This is a genomic window from Paenibacillus sp. PDC88 (genome assembly GCF_900106725.1).
In the GTDB taxonomy this organism is placed as follows: Bacteria; Bacillota; Bacilli; order Paenibacillales; family Paenibacillaceae; genus Paenibacillus; species Paenibacillus shunpengii.
This window is the reverse complement of record NZ_FNNT01000007.1, coordinates 217,788-235,649: the sequence shown is the minus strand read 5'-3', so window position 1 is coordinate 235,649 and position 17,862 is coordinate 217,788. Positions and strand designations below refer to the sequence as shown.

Genomic DNA, 17,862 nt, shown 5'->3' with positions numbered 1-17,862 from the left:
ATTTATGAAATAAATTCGTGCGAAAAAGAAATAACCGGACTTCATTAGCCCGGTTATTTAGCGAATTCGTATAGGCGGCTCAGCATTCCTCCCGTTATTGGCTGTGGACCACCGATGATTTTGCCCAATCTGTACGATGCTCCTTCAAATATTCGCGCAGCCTTAAGGACTCGATCCCCGCTAACAGCACAATACCGATGCCGTGGGTGTCATTCAGCAGCCAAGACAAACGCTCCTTGTAGTAATTCGGAGAGAAGGAGTACCCCGAGCCTCGGCAGACCCCGTATACATTCCCGTCCCGATCAATACAATGGCGTATAATGCCCTCATAGCCACGGAAGACCGCATCGGCATATAGGTGATGGGTTTCCTCTGGAAGCCAGCCATACCTTATCCCGCGGGAAAAAGCATAAATAAACATGGAGGAGCAGGACGTCTCGCTGTAGGATTCGTGATCGGTCAGCACCTGATGCCACAAGCCCTGCTCATCCTGAACCGCAAGATAGCCCTTACACAGCTCCCTGTAGAAATGCAGCAGCTCGTCATAATTCGAATGCGACTTCGGAAGAACAGCCAGCAGCTCCGTTAGAGAAAATAATACCCAGCCATTCCCCCGTCCCCAAGGCACGGTACAGCCTTTATCAAAATTCACATTGTACACATGATGCATCATTTTCTGCTCAGGCATATACAATCTTTTCTTATACAGCAGAAACTGGGCAGCGGCATCGTCCAAATACCGGGTCTCTCCGGTAAGCTTGTAATACTGGCTAAGAAACGGGGTGCTCATGTACAGGTCGTCGCACCATATCGTATTGACCATCAGCTCGCTGAAGCTGCGGTAGCGGTATAACGTTCCATCGGGCAGACGATCCTGCTCACGTGTAATATAGTCCGCAATACGATGCGCAGCCGCCTCGGCTCCTCTCAGTTCTCTCAGCTCATGAGCTCTAAGCATGGTCGCGCCGAAGGAACCGCAGTCATCCAGACTATCAATCAGCGCAAGCTGATGATTTATCCCTGGGGCACCATGCCGCTTGCTATCCCACATGACCAGCTCATCCAGAGACGTACACTGTTCAATATGATCCGCAGCATATTCAATATAATCCGGGCGGGACAGCTCTCTTCCCGTCTCCAGAATGCCATACAGCGTCACACCTAGAGGATAATTCCATTTGCCATATAAACGCGATTCCAGATAAGGACGAATCCGGGCGGCCGGCTGGTCAGCTCTATAATAAGTCCGTTCTTCTCCTTCTCCAAACAGGCGGTCCATATGATGGACGTCTTGAGGCGGAGGCACATGATCCTTAGAAAAAGGACCCAGATACAGCCAGTGTCCTGTTAAACCTTCAACCGGGTATGGCCTGGCCCAGGTTAGAGCTTCGCCTGTTTCATCCTCGGTCAGTACTTCCAGATCAAAGCCCCAGGCTTTACGGGTACGCGCTGACACAATGACAATATCATGTACACCGTAGTCCAGCTCCTTCTCCACCTCGAAGTAGCCCTGCTCCTGATCACTGGTGTACAGCAAATTCCCGTCCACATATAGCTTGAATGTTCCTTCGTGCAGCCCTTTCCATGTCACTTTCCGTTCGCTTGCGGTGCTCCGGTGATCCAGCTTGGACCATGCCAGTGCAACGGCCCCAAGGGGACATCGTACTCCATATCCATCGGATGTGACGACTGTTTCGGCACTTGCATTGGTGCGGGCATTGGCTCTGTCATTTTCATCTTCAATCACGTTCGCATCCACACTTACGCTGGCATCGGCCTTGGCATTGGCGTTAACCGTCGCTTTCTCTCCAATCCCTGTCCCTGGATCAAACACTCGCGCGAAGGCACCAAGCTGCTGCTCCTCCTCGCTCCATTCTCTTCGGGGATACCATGTTAGACCTGTAGCTGCCTCTGATGCAGAGGTTTCTCCCTCAAAGATACTTGCTAGCTTAGAGTCGATCTCGTGAGAGAACACCTCCTTGGCATTGCCTGGTATCCAGCGTGTATGCTGAGGTTCGCTGTACACCCAGCCTTCCTGCCCATCACGCTCCATGGTTGGAGCAAGAAAATGGACGGGCGCGCCTTTAACAGAACCTGTGCCGAATTTGGCACCGCAGCCAGTGGGTGTTTTTTCAAAATCCAGAACAAAGAAGTTCCAGCCCTGACGCAGCTTGCCACGCAGTCCAGCCTTGCTCTCCGGCATGACGTCATCCCGATGATTCGACTCAAAGGCCAGCTGCCCGTTAATAAACACCCGTGTATGACTGTAGCAGCTGATCCGGTAGGCCTGTGTCGTTTCTTCATCAGCCCAAATTTTGGCCCAGGCATAGACGAACTGTCCATCCTGCAGCTGAGGAAGCTTCTCCACAAGGTTCATATCGTAACGGTATTCGTGATCTCTAATAAAGCCTTCCACATTAAGCACCCGGTACGTCGGCAAGGTCTTCGGGTTCGCACCGATATATCGGTTTACTACAGCCCTGAGCACATCCTCTGTTCTGTCCAGTGAAGCTCCAAAAGAACGTTCTTTGGTTACATATGGCATCGCATGCAGCGCCTCCTAACGAAGAATTGATAGGGTTAGAATAAATTCCAGTCCATGGGCAGAACAATGGCGCAAATCTCCAAACCGTATCCCAAAGCATCACATTCCTGCAAAAACGATTCGGTTTGTTCCGTGTACATTTGGTTGATTGAACCCTTATACAGCTTGTGGGCCGCCTACGGGTCTTTGAGAAAAAGAGAATTACACTGAAATAAACTGCAGCTCATTAGCTTAGTTAGTGTGTAACAAATGGGATGCAGCTCAGTGCGGATGTTTTTTTATTCATGGCAAATGTGTACAATAAAGGAGATAAAGCCGAAAGAATGGGCAGGTGCTATATATGGAAGAATTAATACATAAACTTCAGCATAGGGTTGTTGAATTAACTCAGGCACAGAGAAGAATTGCAGATTATATTGTACAAAATCCGATGGAGGTCGCTTTTTTAACCGTTGATAAATTGGCTTCAAAAGTAGGTACAAGTACGGCTACCATTATGAGATTCTCGGCTGCTGTTGGATATTCAGGTTTCTCTGAGCTTCAAAAAGAGCTTCAATTAAATATGAAGCATAAGGCTGCACCACAAACCAGACTGGAAGCTAACTTGAAGCATTCAAATAAGAGTAAGCTCCTGCATAATCATGTAGAGCTACAATTCAATAATATCCAGTATTCACTGGACAATATCACAGAGGAAACATTTCAGCACATTGTTGAGAAAATAGCGGATTCCAGGCAGGTTCTCTGTACAAGTGTCCGAAGCGGGAGGCCTGTTGGAGAGTATCTATCACTAGGAATCAATCGGCTACTCGGGAACTGTCAATATATTGATGCGGATCAGAGTGATTGGGTGGATGAATTGGTTCACTTGAACTCATCTGACCTCATTATAGCGGTCAGCTATCCACGCTATGCAAAACGTATTAAAGACATGCTGGAGGTAGCTAAGTCCTATGATGTTGAGGTTCTCTTGATTACGGATAGCTACAGCTCTCCATTAACCAAATATGCAAATTATGTATTGCCATGTTCCTCAGCGAGTATCGGCTCTCATAACTCCATCGTAGCAGCTATCTTTATTGTAGATTTCATTTTAAGTGCTTTAGCGATTAATGATCCTGAAAGGACCAAACCACGTTTAGATAAAATAAATAATATCCTAACTAAAATGAGTTATCACACGACACATTAGTGGTGTGGTCACTCATTTTTTTATTTTATATTTCATGAAAGCGATTTACTAAGTATTGGTGAGGTGATATGATCGTATAAAAGTAATAAATGTTACTTTTATATATTTAAATGTAACAAACATAACCTAAAGGGATGGTGGAGACGATGAATGCAGTTCATATATTGCCAAATGATCTAATGGATCGGGCGAAAAAATTAAACTCTTCATTATTGGCAGACGTGATGGGTGGGACTGGTGCTATGGATCATCAGATCAAACCTGTTGCAAAGGACATGAATGTGGTAGGCACTGCTTATACCGTTAGCTTACGTCCAGGGGATAATTTATTCCTTCATCAAGCCATTTATTCTGCTAAAGAAGGAGATGTCCTCATCGTTGATGGGAAAGATTATAAGAGTCATGCCTATTTAGGGATATTGATGGCTAGCGCAGCTAAGGCTGCTGGAATAGCAGGTATCGTTATTGACGGGCTTGTTCGAGATAAGGTCGATTTAGAGGAGTTAGGCTTTCCGGTATATAGTAAGGGCTTTACCCCAAATGGACCTTTTAAGGATGGACCTGGTGATTTGAATCAGATCATTTCATGCGGGGGCGTCACAGTCACACCTGGAGATCTAGTCATTGCCGATGATGACGGAGTGGTAATCGTTCCGAAGGAGGAGGCAAATACCCTGCTGACACTTGCGGAAGAGAAATTAGCGTATGAGAAGCAAAGACTACAAACCATTCAAGATTACATGAGAGAAGGAAAAAAAGACATTAGTCTGATCGCACCTGCTTGGTTGGAGAGCAAAATCAAAAAATTTCAAGAATAGGAGAATGTAATATGAAGCTAGGTTTTATCGGATATGGAGAAGCGGCATATGAGTTGTCAACAGGCTTGAAAATGGAAGGTTTAGATCAGTTTTATGCGTATGATGTGCTCTTGCAGAATGAGAAATTTGCTGGAATTATTAGAGACAAAGCAGCCAATACAGGAGTGGAATTGACAGGTAGTGCCAATGAAGTCATTGAGAAATCTGATATTGTGATTGCAGCTGTACCCGCCAGTAGAACGCTAGAAGTGGCCCAATCATTGCTCGGAAGTTTGCGAAAGAATCAATTGTACGTTGATGTATCCGCATCAACCCCAGAGATCAAAAAACAAGCAGCACAAGAAATTGCTAAGCAAGATGCTCTTTTTGTGGATGCAGCTATGCTAGGATCTCTACCCGTAAACAAACATAAGGTACCGATTACGGCAAGCGGTAGTGGAACAGATCGGTTCATTGAAGATATGCAACAGTATGGGATGAATATCACCAAAATTAGTGACCAGCCAGGAGATGCATCCGCGTTAAAACTCATTAGAAGCATTTATATGAAAGGGATCGTTGGCTTACTGATTGAATTCTTGGAAGCTTCCAAAATATATGGAGTCGAGGATCAAGCTATATCTTCTCTAAGCCAAACGCTGGATAGCAAGAGCTTTGAAGAAACCATGAATCGCCTTGTTACAGGTAGTGCACTCCATGCCAAAAGACGGGCGGGTGAGCTGCTTGGCTCTATTGAGATGCTTGATTCCGTTCATATTGATGCCAGTATGTCTCGGGCAGCACAACAGAAGCTAGAGAAGCTGGCTGATCTCAATTTCTTCGAACGATTTGACGGAACAAAACCAGCCAGTTGGAAAGAGGTTATTGAAGTGATGCATCAAGGTTGAGTTATTTGTAAGCGTTTTACTTCATCATGAGGAGGCCAAGATATCCATGGGTTTTATTGCGTTGATTGTATTCATTGCTGTCATCATTATATGGAATGTCGTAGTGAAACGTAATATGGGAGAAGCCATGCTATTAGGTTTTATTGCAACCACATTGTTTGGCGGAGCGGAAGCATTAACACTGTTCTGGGATGGTTTATTATTTGCTTTCAATTACGAGGTGCTCTACGCAGCGGTTGCATTTGTTTTTATGGCCTATCTAATCGAGAAGCTTGAATTGATTCATGCACTCTTGCGAATCTTGAACTCCCTTGTAGGAAAGCTTCCTGGTGGAGCTGCTTATATGAGTACGTTAGGTTCCACCGTTTTAGGTGCCCTTTCAGGTTCGAACTCTGCAAATACAGCCGCTACTGGTTCCATTACTGCCTCTTGGATGATTAAATCAGGCTGGAGTCCAACACATACAGCGACAATTCTGGCAGGTAATGGCGGGCTTGGAGCCGCAATGCCTCCAAACGCTTCGATGTTTATTATGCTGGGATTTGCACCCGTTGCAGCGCTTGTATCTGAGGGTGATTTATATATTGCACTTTTAATAGGTGGACTTTATCAGGTGGTCTATCGCTTTATTCTTGTTTTTCTTCTCGTGAAGAAAAATAAGATTCAAGCTATGCCGCCAGATGATATTATCTCCTTTAAACAAGCTGTAAAAGAAGGATGGAAATCGATTTTCATTTTCTTCGGTGCCTTAATCCCTATCCTTGTTACGATCGGTCCACTCGCCAACTACTTACAGAGCAATCCAAACATTGGACCAGAAGCAATGGATCAAATTTCATTAATAACATGGATTCCGATTCTCATGATCTTAATTAGTTTAGCCATTGGAAGAAAGAAGGCGTCTGCCTTAGATTGGTCCAAGTTTTTCAAATCAGCTATTCCTAAGTTTACGACAATCGGCGCATTGATGCTGTTTGCTGTTGCTTCTAGTCAGGTGCTGGCTGATTTAGGCTTAGCAGAAGATTTAACACAAATAACGTCAGCGCTTACAATTCCCAAATGGCTCATGGTCCTCATTGTCGGGGTGCTAGTAACATTGGTTGCTGGACCATTATCTTCAACAGCTACGTTAACAGCTGTTGGACTTGTCTCCTTTTCCGCCTTAATTTCAGTCGGAGTTGATCCCGTTGTGGCTGTTGTCGCCATTCTTGCATTCTCCTCCACAGAAGGCGCTTCTCCACCGGCATCAGGTTCTATCTTTATTGCTTCTGGTCTTGCAGGGGCCAAACCGGAACAGACATTTATACCGCTGATCATTTATTATATGATTCCAATTGTAATGATTGGCTGGCTAATAGGGATGGAGCTACTTCCCGTATAGAAAGGAGAAACTTATGAGAACATTCTTGGAATTTCTATTTAAAGTGCTACTTGTCCTATTCTTAACGGCAGGAACCTTGTTGGTATTTGGTCAGATCTTAGGTATCCTTCTTCAAAAGGGGGACATCATCATTGCAAGTACGAACCTGTTCAAAACACCGACACTCGTGCTGAGCGCTGTGTTTAGTCTTGTTGGTTTCTCCCTATATTATATACCTGAAAAGAAAGACACCTCATTTGTCGATCATAATATCAGCACCAGTGGCTAATTCGCTAAAATAAGCTTTTGAAGCTAGTTTCAGTATACGGATCCAGCCGGTCCTCCTCGTCACAGAATATCCGGCAGATCATCAGAGGAGATTATCAGGTCGCTTCTATTTTCTATGCTAAATAGACCTGTTCATCCTTAATGAACCACTGATTATGATTCGAGTGCAATTTATAAAACATATCTACAAAAAAGGTATATTGCAAAAAATAATTTTGTGATACAATGCGGAGAAGCTTTAATACATTAAACTCATTTTACGAGAGAAAAAGGAGAAATCACCGTGTCCATTACTGATGTTATTGATGCACAGCTAGCCGCGTACAATGCGCGAAATATTGAAGATCTGCTCGCTACCTATCACGAGGACTGCGTCATTGAAGATGCTGTCGGCAACATTCAGAACTCTGGCAAAGAAGAAATCCGCGAGCGCTATACGGCTTTGTTCGAGATCAGCCCTGAGCTGAACGCAACCATTACGAACCGCATTGTGCACAATAACTATGTCATTGACCATGAATCCGTCACAGGACATCGCGGCAGAACAGACATACTGCTGGCTGTGCCAGTGTATCGTGTCGAGAATGGTCTGATTACACACGTAAGATTCATTGGATAATGAGGCAATATCCAAGGATTACAATTCGGAGTTATCCTATACAATAGAAGGTCTGTACCTCATAACTAGAGGGCAGGCCTTTTTTTCATATTTTCGATCGATTTAGAGCTTTGACTTATCGTAAGCTTTTTTTGCGCTGTGCTTGAGAGAAAATCCATTATATACTAATATTCAGCTCGGAAAAGTAACATGCAGTGGCAGAAACATATCGTGGCAAAGCCATATTGCCCCTGTCTTGATGGAATGAGGAAGGAGAAAATTAAATGTCTATCCGCTTTCGGCTGCTGCTCTCCTTTACATCTGTTGTTGTCGTCTCCGTCATTCTGTTTGTTTCGGCCGCCTATTTATTGTCTGTAGCGGTTACGGGCGATTTTCGGAGCATCAGCAGCTTCTATAATATCCATTACTCACTCCATCCCTTGTCTGAGGAAGAAGAGAACTTGTTTCTGGATATGAAATATTTAGCTAAGCACGATCCCAAGCTGCTACTGGATAAAGAAAGACTTGAGGAATACGATCTGCAGCTGAAGATGGTCCAGGCACAGCTTGCAGTTCGACATAACGATGCCCTCATCTATTCAACGCCTACCTTGAATTCCAGAGAACTCAATCAGGTACTGCCGGATTACGAGATGGGCAATTACGCCATTCGCAGCACGCTTAATTCAGGGAACCAATTTTTCTCTTATGCCAAATTTGATTTCTACTTCGATGAAGCGAAGCAGGACATGGGAAGCATCTTTGTTCTCCGTGAGCGCAGCCCATTCGCCGAGATCGTTCGGACCCTGCTGCCGATTCTCATCATCGTATTCGTCTGTGTCCTGCTTCTGACCGGCTTTCTGCTGTACAGATACGTGACGCGCAAGATCATCTTTCCGCTGGACCGGCTTAGACAATCGGCAGAACAGATCAAGGGTGGTGATTTGAGCCAGGAGCTGAGTACGAATTCCGGCGATGAGGTGGGTCAGCTGGTTATGGCCTTTGAGGATATGCGGAGGAAACTTCACGACTCCATTCAGCTTCAGCTTCATTATGAGGACAATCGCAAGCAGCTGCTCTCGAACATATCTCATGATCTGAGGACACCCATCACGACCATCAAGGGCTATGCCGAAGGGATTCGGGACGGTGTAACGAATACGCCGGAGAAGCTTGGGCGCTATGTAGATGCTATTCATACCCGGGCTGCAGATATGGAGCATCTCGTTGACGAGCTCCTCTTCTACTCCAAGCTGGATATGAACAAAGAGCCTTTTTCCTTTGAACAGGTAGACCTTAACGGCTGTGTTCGGCAGGTTGTAAACGAGCTCACTCTTGAATTCGATAACCACGGAGTTGAGATTGTCTGGAATAACACCTTATCTGAGGAACAGCTGTATGTGCTTGCCGACCGCGAAAAGCTGAAGCGCGTCCTGCTCAATTTATTTGACAATTGCTTGAAATATATGGTGCAATCCCCGAAACAAATCACCATTCGCATAGACAAGCAGCATGAATTCGCTGTTGTGCGAATTTCCGATAACGGGCCGGGAATTCATCCGGACTCGCTGCCCCATATTTTTGAACGCTTTTATCGGGAAGAGCCTTCACGCAGTCAAGCGATTAGAGGCAGCGGCCTCGGCCTTGCCATTGCTAAGCAAATCATAGAAGGACATGGCGGACAGATTGGAGCAGACAGCGAGCCGGGTCAAGGACTCGCCTTACATTTCACACTTAAATTATTTGAGGATCGCAGGTGAAGCAGATGAAACGGATATTGATCGTAGAGGATGACCCATACATCGCCGAGTTGCAGCGCGATTATTTCCAGCTCCACGACTATGAAGCCGATTTGTCGCTTGACGGATCGGAAGGACTGAATAAAGCACTGCACGGTGGTTATGATCTTGTCATTCTGGATTTGCAGCTGCCGGGAATCGATGGCTTCGAGATATGCAGGCAGATTCGAGAGAAGCTCGATGTTCCCATCCTGATCGTATCTGCCAAAAAAGAAGAAATTGATAAAATTCGAGGATTTGGCCTCGGTGCCGATGACTTTATAACGAAGCCATTCAGCCCTAACGAACTGGTCGCAAGAGCAAAAGCCCATATGGCAAGGTACGAACGATTTACTCGTATGAAGCAGGAATTTCCGCAGGCAACGATTGATATTCGTGAGCTGTCCATCAATAAAGCTTCGCATCGTGTATTTCTTCGCGGTAAGGAAATCGGGCTGACCGTTAAGGAATTCGAAGTTCTGGTGTTTCTGGCAGAGCATCCAAACCGGGTATTTAAGAAGGAGGAGCTGTTTGAACGGATTTGGGGATTCGAATCAAACGGAGAAATTGCGACCGTTACCGTACATATTTCGCGTATTCGCGAGAAGATTGAAGCTGACCCGTCCAATCCCCAGTTTATTGAAACGGTATGGGGAGCAGGCTACCGCTTCGCCGTATAGCTATAACTATAGACGCCGGCCAATTTGCGAATTGTTATGACTCTGTTTAGAAATTGTTTATATTTCCTTATCAGCCGATTTAGAGTGGTCGTTTACCATAGAATTATCGCATAGGCGAACACCACATTAGATCGAGAGGAAGAGGAAATATGAGAAAAGCAAATCAAAAGGCGGTCATTCTAGGATTATCCACCATTATAGCCGGAGGAGCGCTGCTTCCCTATCAAGTAAGTGCAGCCTCTCTTCCTTCTGCGGTTAGACAGCAGGACGTAATCGCAAACTCGACCCAGCAGGCGATTCAGCATCTGATCGACAAAGCCGTGCTTCATGGGTATGGAAACGGTCAAATGATGGCCGATCAGCTCGTAACCAATGCAGAACTGGTAAAATTGATCGTGCTCACCTTGGAGCTGACTCCAAGCAGCCAGCCCGTTCAGCCGGGAGATAAGTGGTATGACCGATATTTGAACACGGCTTCTGAGCATGGATTGATTGATAGTGGTTCAAAGTTCTTGCCTAACAAGCCTGCAGATGGCACGCAGATGGCGAGTATGATCGCCAAGGCACTGCAGCGTGACATCAAATCGGTTCAGTACTGGATGGAACAGCTTCAGCTCGATACGTCCCATGTTACCCGCGGTGATGCAGCAAGTCTGCTCGTACAAGCAGAAAAAGCGATTCGCTCTGCATCAGCTCAGATCGTCTCGATCAAAGCACTGAATCAAATTACGTTTGAGGTTACATTCAATCAGCCGATGACCCTTGAAGATGAAGCAACAGCAGCAGCACAAGCGAATTTCAACTTTAACGAGGGCAATCTCAAGCTGGTCAACCAGCCAAGACTCAAGACCGGCTCGGTTGCTACCTATATCGTGCCCGTTCAAACGATGGAGCCTGGAGCAACCTATACGCTTCAATATAAAGGCGAGCAAACATTTGAGGTTCCAGCAAGCGATGAGAAGATCAGAATGAGCGGTACACGCCAAGTCGCGCAGGATACATTTGAAGTGGATTCGTTCCGTGAGAATGGTGTAATCGACTATGGTTACCTGATCTCCGCTTATTCAGGCGGACGGGGTGCGAACGCGATCGTGCTGGATGAGAATAACAGATGGGACGGAAATCCGATTCAGGTCATCTCTTCTCTCGCCACTCGTCAAGCAACGCTGACGCCAGAAGGCGGAGAGCCGATTACGGTAAGCTATGTAGGATTCACACAGTCGACAGACGGCAAACAGGAGCCGAAATTCCGTCTGCCGCAAGGGACTTTGCTTGAGCCAGGAGTGACATACACCGTCTCTTCCGACTGGTTCACACTGGAGAACGATTCATTTGTAGCGGATACGATTGCTCCGCTGGAGATCGCCTCCGTATCTCAAACAGATGAGATCACCTTAAAGGTGAAGCTTACTGCCGACCCGGGAGACGAGCTGTTCGCTTACCGCTCTATTCAGCTTGAGGGCTCTGACGGTACAACACTGACAGCACAATACAAGGTACAGACCCGCTTAGGAGCAGCCGGCGTATTCGAGCTGCAAAATGGAGCCAAGCTTGTACCTGGAGTCAGCTATGAAGTGTCTCCATTAGGCAATTGGGCGACTGCAGAAGCAGTACAGTTTGAAGCAAAATAAAGCGCTGGCATGCCAATCTCTTGATCAGAATTAACCTTCAAGCCTGATATCATCTCAGGTTTGGAGGTTTTTTTGAATTGGAAATTCGGATTACGTATTTAAATCCCTCCTGCTATGTTCTTCCCCACCTCTCTTATGTCATATTTTCTAACGCTTATTAATTATTTTTTACCTAAAATGGATTGTCATTTTCTCAATGCACTCACTCCATAAAACCGTATAAAAACTACGTTATGTAAGATTTTATTCATATTTTTACTCTCGATCTCAGCTTAATTGTAACTATTTCACAATCATAAATAATATTTATTATGAAATATTTACAATGACTTCTGATTATTCATGTAATATAATATAACAAATCAGGTGATTATAATAACACGTTATGTAAGGTTTCGACTTTTTTCATTTATCTTTAAAACATAAGAGGAGTGGGACAGCATGCATATTGAATCTAGGCCTTATCATTTTCCGTTTGATGGTGATTTTAGAGCTGACAATACAGCACTCGTTATTATCGATATGCAGATCGATTTCTGTGGACCCGGCGGCTATGTTGACCAAATGGGCTACGATCTTTCCCTTACACGTCGTGCCATAGAACCTATACGGCAGCTCCTAGCAGAGGTCCGTGAGATCGCTGGGCTTACAGTTATCCATACAAGAGAAGGACACCGCGAGGATTTATCCGATCTCCCTGCGAACAAAAGATGGCGCAGTAAGCAGATCGGAGCAGAGATCGGCTCCGAAGGACCTGCCGGCAGAATCCTGGTACGAAATCAGCCTGGTTGGAACATCATTGAAGAGCTCGCTCCGCTTCCAGAAGAAGTTGTGCTGGACAAGCCAGGCAAAGGCTGCTTCTATGCAACGGACTTGGATATGATTCTGCGGACCAAGGGGATCCGGAACCTGATTTTAACGGGGATTACAACAGATGTCTGTGTACATACGACGATGCGGGAAGCTAACGACCGTGGATATGAATGCGTCATTCTCGAAGACTGCACGGGAGCAACGGACCCTAACAACCATTTGGCGGCACTGCACATGGTCACGATGCAAGGCGGGGTATTCGGTGCCGTGTCTGATTCCAAATCTGTAATTGCTGCCCTTCAGCAACTTCGTAAATAAAGCTTACCGCAAGTGCTCTATTCATTGTGAAATCTACATTTCGAGGGGATGAAACCATATGAGTCAACATGAACATCAAATCTTAGAGGAAGAATACGAGAATTCAGCCGTCCCTGCAAAGGCTCGTAAGAGTCTGCTCTCTGTATCGCTGGTCTGGGTCGGGTTCCCCATGATTATGACAAGCGCGGTAACTGGTGCTGCAATCGTCGGCGGACTCGGCTTTTGGACAGGTATGCTGTCCATCCTGATCGGCAACCTGATCTTGTTCGGCTATGTAGGAGTTCTAGCCATGCTGTCTGCCAATAAAGGCTACAACTTCTCGCTGCAATCCGCGATCACCTTCGGCAGCAAAGGGGCACGTATCGTTTCCGGCTTGCTCTCTACTCTTGTTATCGGCTGGTTCGCGGTGCAAACCGGACTCACCGGCAGCAGCATGCATGAAGCATTTGGTACGAACGCTCTGGTTATTACACTCATCGCCGGCACCTTGTACATTGTTCTCACTCTTTTTGGCGTCAAAGCCCTCACTTATATCGGTGCTGTTTCCGCACCTTTCTTCTTTATCATTGGACTCTGGGCCGTCTACGATGCGGCTGCCGCCAGCGGCGTATCCTCCATTACCAGCTTCGAAGGTACAGGAGCGATCAGTATGGGAATCGCCATAACCATGGTTATCTCACTGTTCATCGATTCTGGAACGATGGCTGCTGACTTTAATAGGTGGTCCAAAAATAAAAAGCAGGCACTGGCCGCTACGTTTACTGCTTTTCCTCTAGCCTGCATGATCGCTATGGTATTTGGCGGACTTATCGCAGCAGCAGCCAGTCAGAATTCGGATCTATTCCAATACATCGCCAGCAAAGGCGGCGCTATTGCTCTAATCTCTATTCTTCTTCTATTCCTTAATCTAGGAAGTGTATGTGCTCATTGCTTATACAACGGTGCAGTAGGCTGGTCCAGTCTGACCGGACGCAAAATGCGGGAAACCGCCATCGTTCTCGGCGTCATCGGCACTATTTTTGCTGTATCAGGGGCTTGGAATCACTTCGCTGACTGGCTTAATCTATTAGGCATTATCGTCCCACCTATCGGCGCTGTCATTATCTGTGACCAGCTGTTCCTGCGTAAAGGAGCAGATATCAGCGAGTCAGTACGTATCCCTGCCTTTGCTGCCTGGATTATCGGTGCACTAATTGGTCTTGCCGTCGAGCAGTTCGCACCCTTCTTATCAACAGCCTTTGTATCCATGCTTGCAGGAGGAGCCGCTTATCTTCTGATCTCACTAAATACAGCCAAAGCCTCTGCAGTCAGCAGCTCGGGTGCAAGCAGATCCTGATTCACTTCAACTCTCTCTTTCGATAGCTCCAGAAGAAATGAGGAATAGCTATGACTTACCCGACGATCCCCCTGCTTGAAGATGCAGAATTCACTTGTGCCGATATTCTTGAGCTCTCCCATCTGAAGGGAATTCGACTCCGTGCGGGTGCGGACGGACTTCACCATCCGATTACCCGGGTCAATGTGATGGAAGTACCCGATATTACGGATTGGGTAAAAGCTGGCGAGTTCCTAATGACAACCGGCTACCCATTTCGGGATAACCCCTCCATGCTCACAGATATGATTCCACAGCTCGTCAACAAGGGTGTTGCCGCATTAGGGGTAAAGACTAAGCGCTTCCTAGATGATATACCCGAGGAGACATTAAAGCTTGGGGACGAGTATAACCTCCCTATCTTTGAGTTGCCGCCACATACCGTGTTCTCTGATGTGCAGCGGGAGACGATGGAAAGAGTGTTAGCACAGGAAACCAAGATGCTCATTAAACTCAACAACTATGTCCAGCAAATGTCCAAGCTCGTGTTGAATGGCAGCTCACTGCATGAGCTGATCGCTTACCTTGAAAGCATACTCCATAGACCTACGGTGCTGTTTGATGAAAGCAGACGGATGTATAGCTCAGACACGGCAGACGAAATGGCAGCAAATTCAGATATGGAGCCGTACACGTTCTGGATTAAGCAGCTTGAGTCTTTAACCAGCGCTTCCCGGGCGGACGCACAAGAAGCTCCCGTCCGATTAACGCCGGTTCATGGCAGCGGGAATAACCATTCCGCTTCTGTGCTGCTTACGGCAGAGAAACATGTTCCGCACTCAGAGCTCGATACTCTTATTCTTGAAAGAGCAGGCATGCTGATTGGCATGGAGCTCTCTACGATTCGCATGCGCGAAGAAATAGAGTACAAATATTTGGATCAATTTCTTCAGGACTGGCTTCTGGGTCGCATCCCACTAGAGTCGGACATCCGAATGCGAGCGGAAGCCAGCGGAATCATATTCCCGCCTTCCCAGAAGTTATCTGTTATATTAGCCCGTCCGCTAGGCAGCCATCCAGGTGAAGAGCAGCTGAAGCAGGCGGTCATGAAACTTCGGACTGCTGTTCGTTCCGAGGGACGCGGCAGAGATACCGTTGACATTCAAGCCGTGGTCATCCGCAATGAACTTCTGTTTATCGTCCCAGAATCATCAGAAGCTATTGCTGTACGACTTGTAACAGGCGAAATCAGTCGTTTGTTCCAAGGACATAACGACCCTCCATTTTCCCTATGTATCGGGAAGCCCGTATCATCGCTGGAGCTTATTCACGAGAGCTACAAAGAAGTCATTAAGATCGCCTTCATCTCAAGGCTTGTTGGAATTGATAAGCCAAGTGTCAGCATGGAGGAGCTCGGAATTTATCGCTTGTTGTATCTGCTATCCGATGAGAAGGATGCCTGCCTTTTTCGGGATACATATATCGCACCTTTGATAGAGTATGACAGCAAGCATTCTGCGTCTCTGCTTCTTACTGCCAGAACGTATCTGGAGCACAATATGAATGCCAAAAAAACAGCCGCGGCGCTCTACACACACTACAATACGATTACGCACCGGCTTGAACGAATAAAGGAGCTACTGAACATCGATTTTGATCATGCGGATGACCGGCTTCAACTGGAGATCGCGATTAAACTTCATTTTATGCGGCAGGATTAATAGAGAATATGATGATCAATCAGCTAACGGAATCAGACAACAGCAATGTATTTTTCACAGAAAGGAACGGGCGAACAATGCAATTAAACAAATACGGAGTTTCTAATGACGTTATTCCAGAGAGATTAACGATTTCTGGATTACAGCAATTATATAAAGACCAAGCCTTGACACCACGGGAAATTATGGAGACCATCACTTTACGTGCTGAGGAAGACCGTGACATGAATATATGGATTGTCCCGCCTTCCATGGAGCGTATTGCACCTTATCTAGAGAGACTCGAAACGATGGATAAGGAAGAATACCCGCTCTGGGGTATTCCCTTTGCTGTCAAAGATAATATTGATGTAAACGGGTATCCTACGACAGCCGCATGTCCTGACTTTGCCTACCCCCCTTCCGAACACGCTGCTGTTGTCCAGAAGCTGATTGATGCTGGCGCAGTCCCTGTCGGCAAAACAAATCTGGACCAGTTTGCCACAGGACTTGTCGGAACACGGAGTCCGTATGGTGACACGCATAATGCCTATAGACCGGAGCTGATCAGCGGAGGTTCAAGCTCCGGCTCCTCCGTTGCGGTAGCACGCGGTCAGGCTGCTTTTGCCTTAGGGACGGATACAGCTGGCTCCGGCAGGGTTCCTGCCGCACTTAACCGGCTGGTCGGCTGGAAGCCAAGCCTTGGCGCATGGTCCCTCCGGGGTGTTGTACCTGCGTCGGCAAGTTTGGATTGTGTTACCGTATTTACACATCGGCTGCAAGAGGCTCTTCTAATCGATGAAGTTGTACGATCTGCCGATGAGAAGGACCATTGGTCTCGATCGATCCCAATGCAGTCCTCAGCTGCACCCCTTAAGCTCCTCATTCCCGATCAGAAAGATTTATTCTACGGTCCTTTTGAAAAGGAGTACAAAGAAGCATGGGGACAAGCGAAGAACCGGCTCGCAGCACTCGGAATCCCAGTAGAACCCATAAACACCGACCTATTTATGGAAGCAGCAAAACTGCTGTATGACGATGCCTTGGTTGCTGAGCGCTGGGCAGGTCTTGGTCCGTTTATTGAAGCGCATCCCGGCAGCACCTTTCCTGTAACGGAAAAAGTTCTGCGTTCCGGGGCAGGAGATGCCTATAGTGCGAGCTCCGTATTCCAGGCCATGCACCGGCTGCAAAGCTACAAACGGCAGGCTGCTGTGCTCCTTGAGAATTCGGTCCTCGTTATGCCGACCTGCGGAGGTACATGGCGGCGTGAAGACGTAGCCCGGAATCCGATTGCAGCAAACAGGGATATGGGACGATATACCAATCACTGTAATCTGCTTGATTTATGCGCTGCTGCAGTGCCGGCTGACGATGCGGCAGACCTTCTTCCTTTTGGTATTACGTTCTTCGCCCTGTCAGGACAAGAGCACCTCATTGTTAATACAGCGGCCAAATTTGAAAGCCAGACAGAGGAACCTATTGAGCATCTCCGTTCTCCCCTGACAAAAGAAGAAAGCCTTCCTGATAACTCCGGAACTACACAAGTTGCCGTATGCGGACTTCACATGAGGGGATATCCACTGGAAGTGCAAATGCAATCCGCGGGTGCAAAATTCATAAAAGAGGCACGGACCGCACCAAAGTATCAGCTAGTAAAGCTGAATACATCACCGGCTAAGCCCGGTCTGATCAAAGTGAATGAAGGAGGCGCCTCTATTCAGCTGGAAGTATGGGAAATACCGCTTGAAGCCTTTGGTGAATTTACGGCATCCATCCCTGCTCCCCTTGGTATTGGAAAGATCGAACTGGAGGACGGGACTGAAGTGCCAGGATTTATCTGCGAGGTTTATGCAGCAGAGGGTGCAGAAAATATCACCGAAGCCGGGGGCTGGCGAAAGGCGGTCCCTCTCCCATAAAGTGTTTCTTCTATTGTAAATTG

Annotated in this window: 14 protein-coding genes; 13 read left to right on the top strand and 1 reads right to left on the bottom strand. The window is 46.8% G+C overall.

Annotated features, from left to right (window positions below; translation table 11 throughout):
* Positions 1–94: 94 nt before the first annotated feature.
* Positions 95–2,545 carry a glycoside hydrolase family 88/105 protein gene (locus BLW49_RS20755; protein WP_256209873.1) on the bottom strand — a complete coding sequence of 817 codons (2,451 nt, stop codon included), beginning with the start codon at positions 2,543–2,545 and terminating at the stop codon, positions 95–97.
* Positions 2,546–2,885: 340 nt separating this feature from the next.
* Between BLW49_RS20755 and BLW49_RS20750 the strand changes: the two genes are divergently transcribed.
* The 13 genes from BLW49_RS20750 to atzF all read left to right on the top strand — a co-directional run bounded on the left by BLW49_RS20750 (position 2,886) and on the right by atzF (position 17,839).
* Positions 2,886–3,737, top strand: a complete 852-nt coding sequence (locus tag BLW49_RS20750) for a MurR/RpiR family transcriptional regulator (RefSeq protein WP_076312311.1) — start codon at positions 2,886–2,888, stop codon at positions 3,735–3,737.
* Between the two features lie 146 nt (positions 3,738–3,883).
* A complete protein-coding gene (locus BLW49_RS20745; RefSeq protein WP_076312312.1) occupies positions 3,884–4,555 on the top strand; it encodes an RraA family protein in 672 nt (223 codons plus the stop codon).
* A gap of 11 nt (positions 4,556–4,566) precedes the next feature.
* The gene (locus BLW49_RS20740) at positions 4,567–5,442 is read left to right on the top strand and encodes a DUF1932 domain-containing protein (RefSeq protein WP_090726635.1); all 876 of its coding nucleotides are present in this window, start codon (positions 4,567–4,569) and stop codon (positions 5,440–5,442) included.
* Positions 5,443–5,488: 46 nt separating this feature from the next.
* Positions 5,489–6,823 carry a TRAP transporter large permease subunit gene (locus tag BLW49_RS20735; RefSeq protein WP_076312314.1) on the top strand — a complete coding sequence of 445 codons (1,335 nt, stop codon included), beginning with the start codon at positions 5,489–5,491 and terminating at the stop codon, positions 6,821–6,823.
* A gap of 13 nt (positions 6,824–6,836) precedes the next feature.
* Entirely contained in the window at positions 6,837–7,091 is a 255-nt protein-coding gene (locus BLW49_RS20730; RefSeq protein WP_076312315.1) for a hypothetical protein, read from the top strand.
* 282 nt (positions 7,092–7,373) lie between these two features.
* The gene (locus tag BLW49_RS20725) at positions 7,374–7,709 is read left to right on the top strand and encodes a nuclear transport factor 2 family protein (RefSeq protein WP_076312316.1); all 336 of its coding nucleotides are present in this window, start codon (positions 7,374–7,376) and stop codon (positions 7,707–7,709) included.
* Positions 7,710–7,972: 263 nt separating this feature from the next.
* Positions 7,973–9,448 (top strand): sensor histidine kinase, encoded by a 1,476-nt coding sequence (locus BLW49_RS20720; protein ID WP_076312317.1) that lies wholly within the window; start codon positions 7,973–7,975, stop codon positions 9,446–9,448.
* Positions 9,449–9,453: 5 nt separating this feature from the next.
* Positions 9,454–10,146: a response regulator transcription factor gene (locus tag BLW49_RS20715; RefSeq protein ID WP_076312641.1), complete on the top strand. Its 693-nt coding sequence runs from the start codon at positions 9,454–9,456 to the stop codon at positions 10,144–10,146.
* A 149-nt stretch (positions 10,147–10,295) separates the two neighbouring features.
* On the top strand, positions 10,296–11,777 hold the full coding sequence (locus tag BLW49_RS20710) for a hypothetical protein (protein WP_076312318.1): 1,482 nt from the start codon (positions 10,296–10,298) through the stop codon (positions 11,775–11,777).
* A gap of 441 nt (positions 11,778–12,218) precedes the next feature.
* Positions 12,219–12,908, top strand: coding sequence for a biuret amidohydrolase (locus tag BLW49_RS20705; protein ID WP_090726633.1), 690 nt, complete (start codon positions 12,219–12,221; stop codon positions 12,906–12,908).
* Positions 12,909–12,966: 58 nt separating this feature from the next.
* Positions 12,967–14,244 carry a cytosine permease gene (locus BLW49_RS20700; RefSeq protein WP_076312320.1) on the top strand — a complete coding sequence of 426 codons (1,278 nt, stop codon included), beginning with the start codon at positions 12,967–12,969 and terminating at the stop codon, positions 14,242–14,244.
* Between the two features lie 50 nt (positions 14,245–14,294).
* Positions 14,295–15,944: a PucR family transcriptional regulator gene (locus tag BLW49_RS20695; protein WP_090726632.1), complete on the top strand. Its 1,650-nt coding sequence runs from the start codon at positions 14,295–14,297 to the stop codon at positions 15,942–15,944.
* Between the two features lie 77 nt (positions 15,945–16,021).
* Positions 16,022–17,839 carry an allophanate hydrolase gene (gene atzF, locus BLW49_RS20690; protein ID WP_090726754.1) on the top strand — a complete coding sequence of 606 codons (1,818 nt, stop codon included), beginning with the start codon at positions 16,022–16,024 and terminating at the stop codon, positions 17,837–17,839.
* The last annotated feature ends 23 nt before the right edge of the window (positions 17,840–17,862 follow it).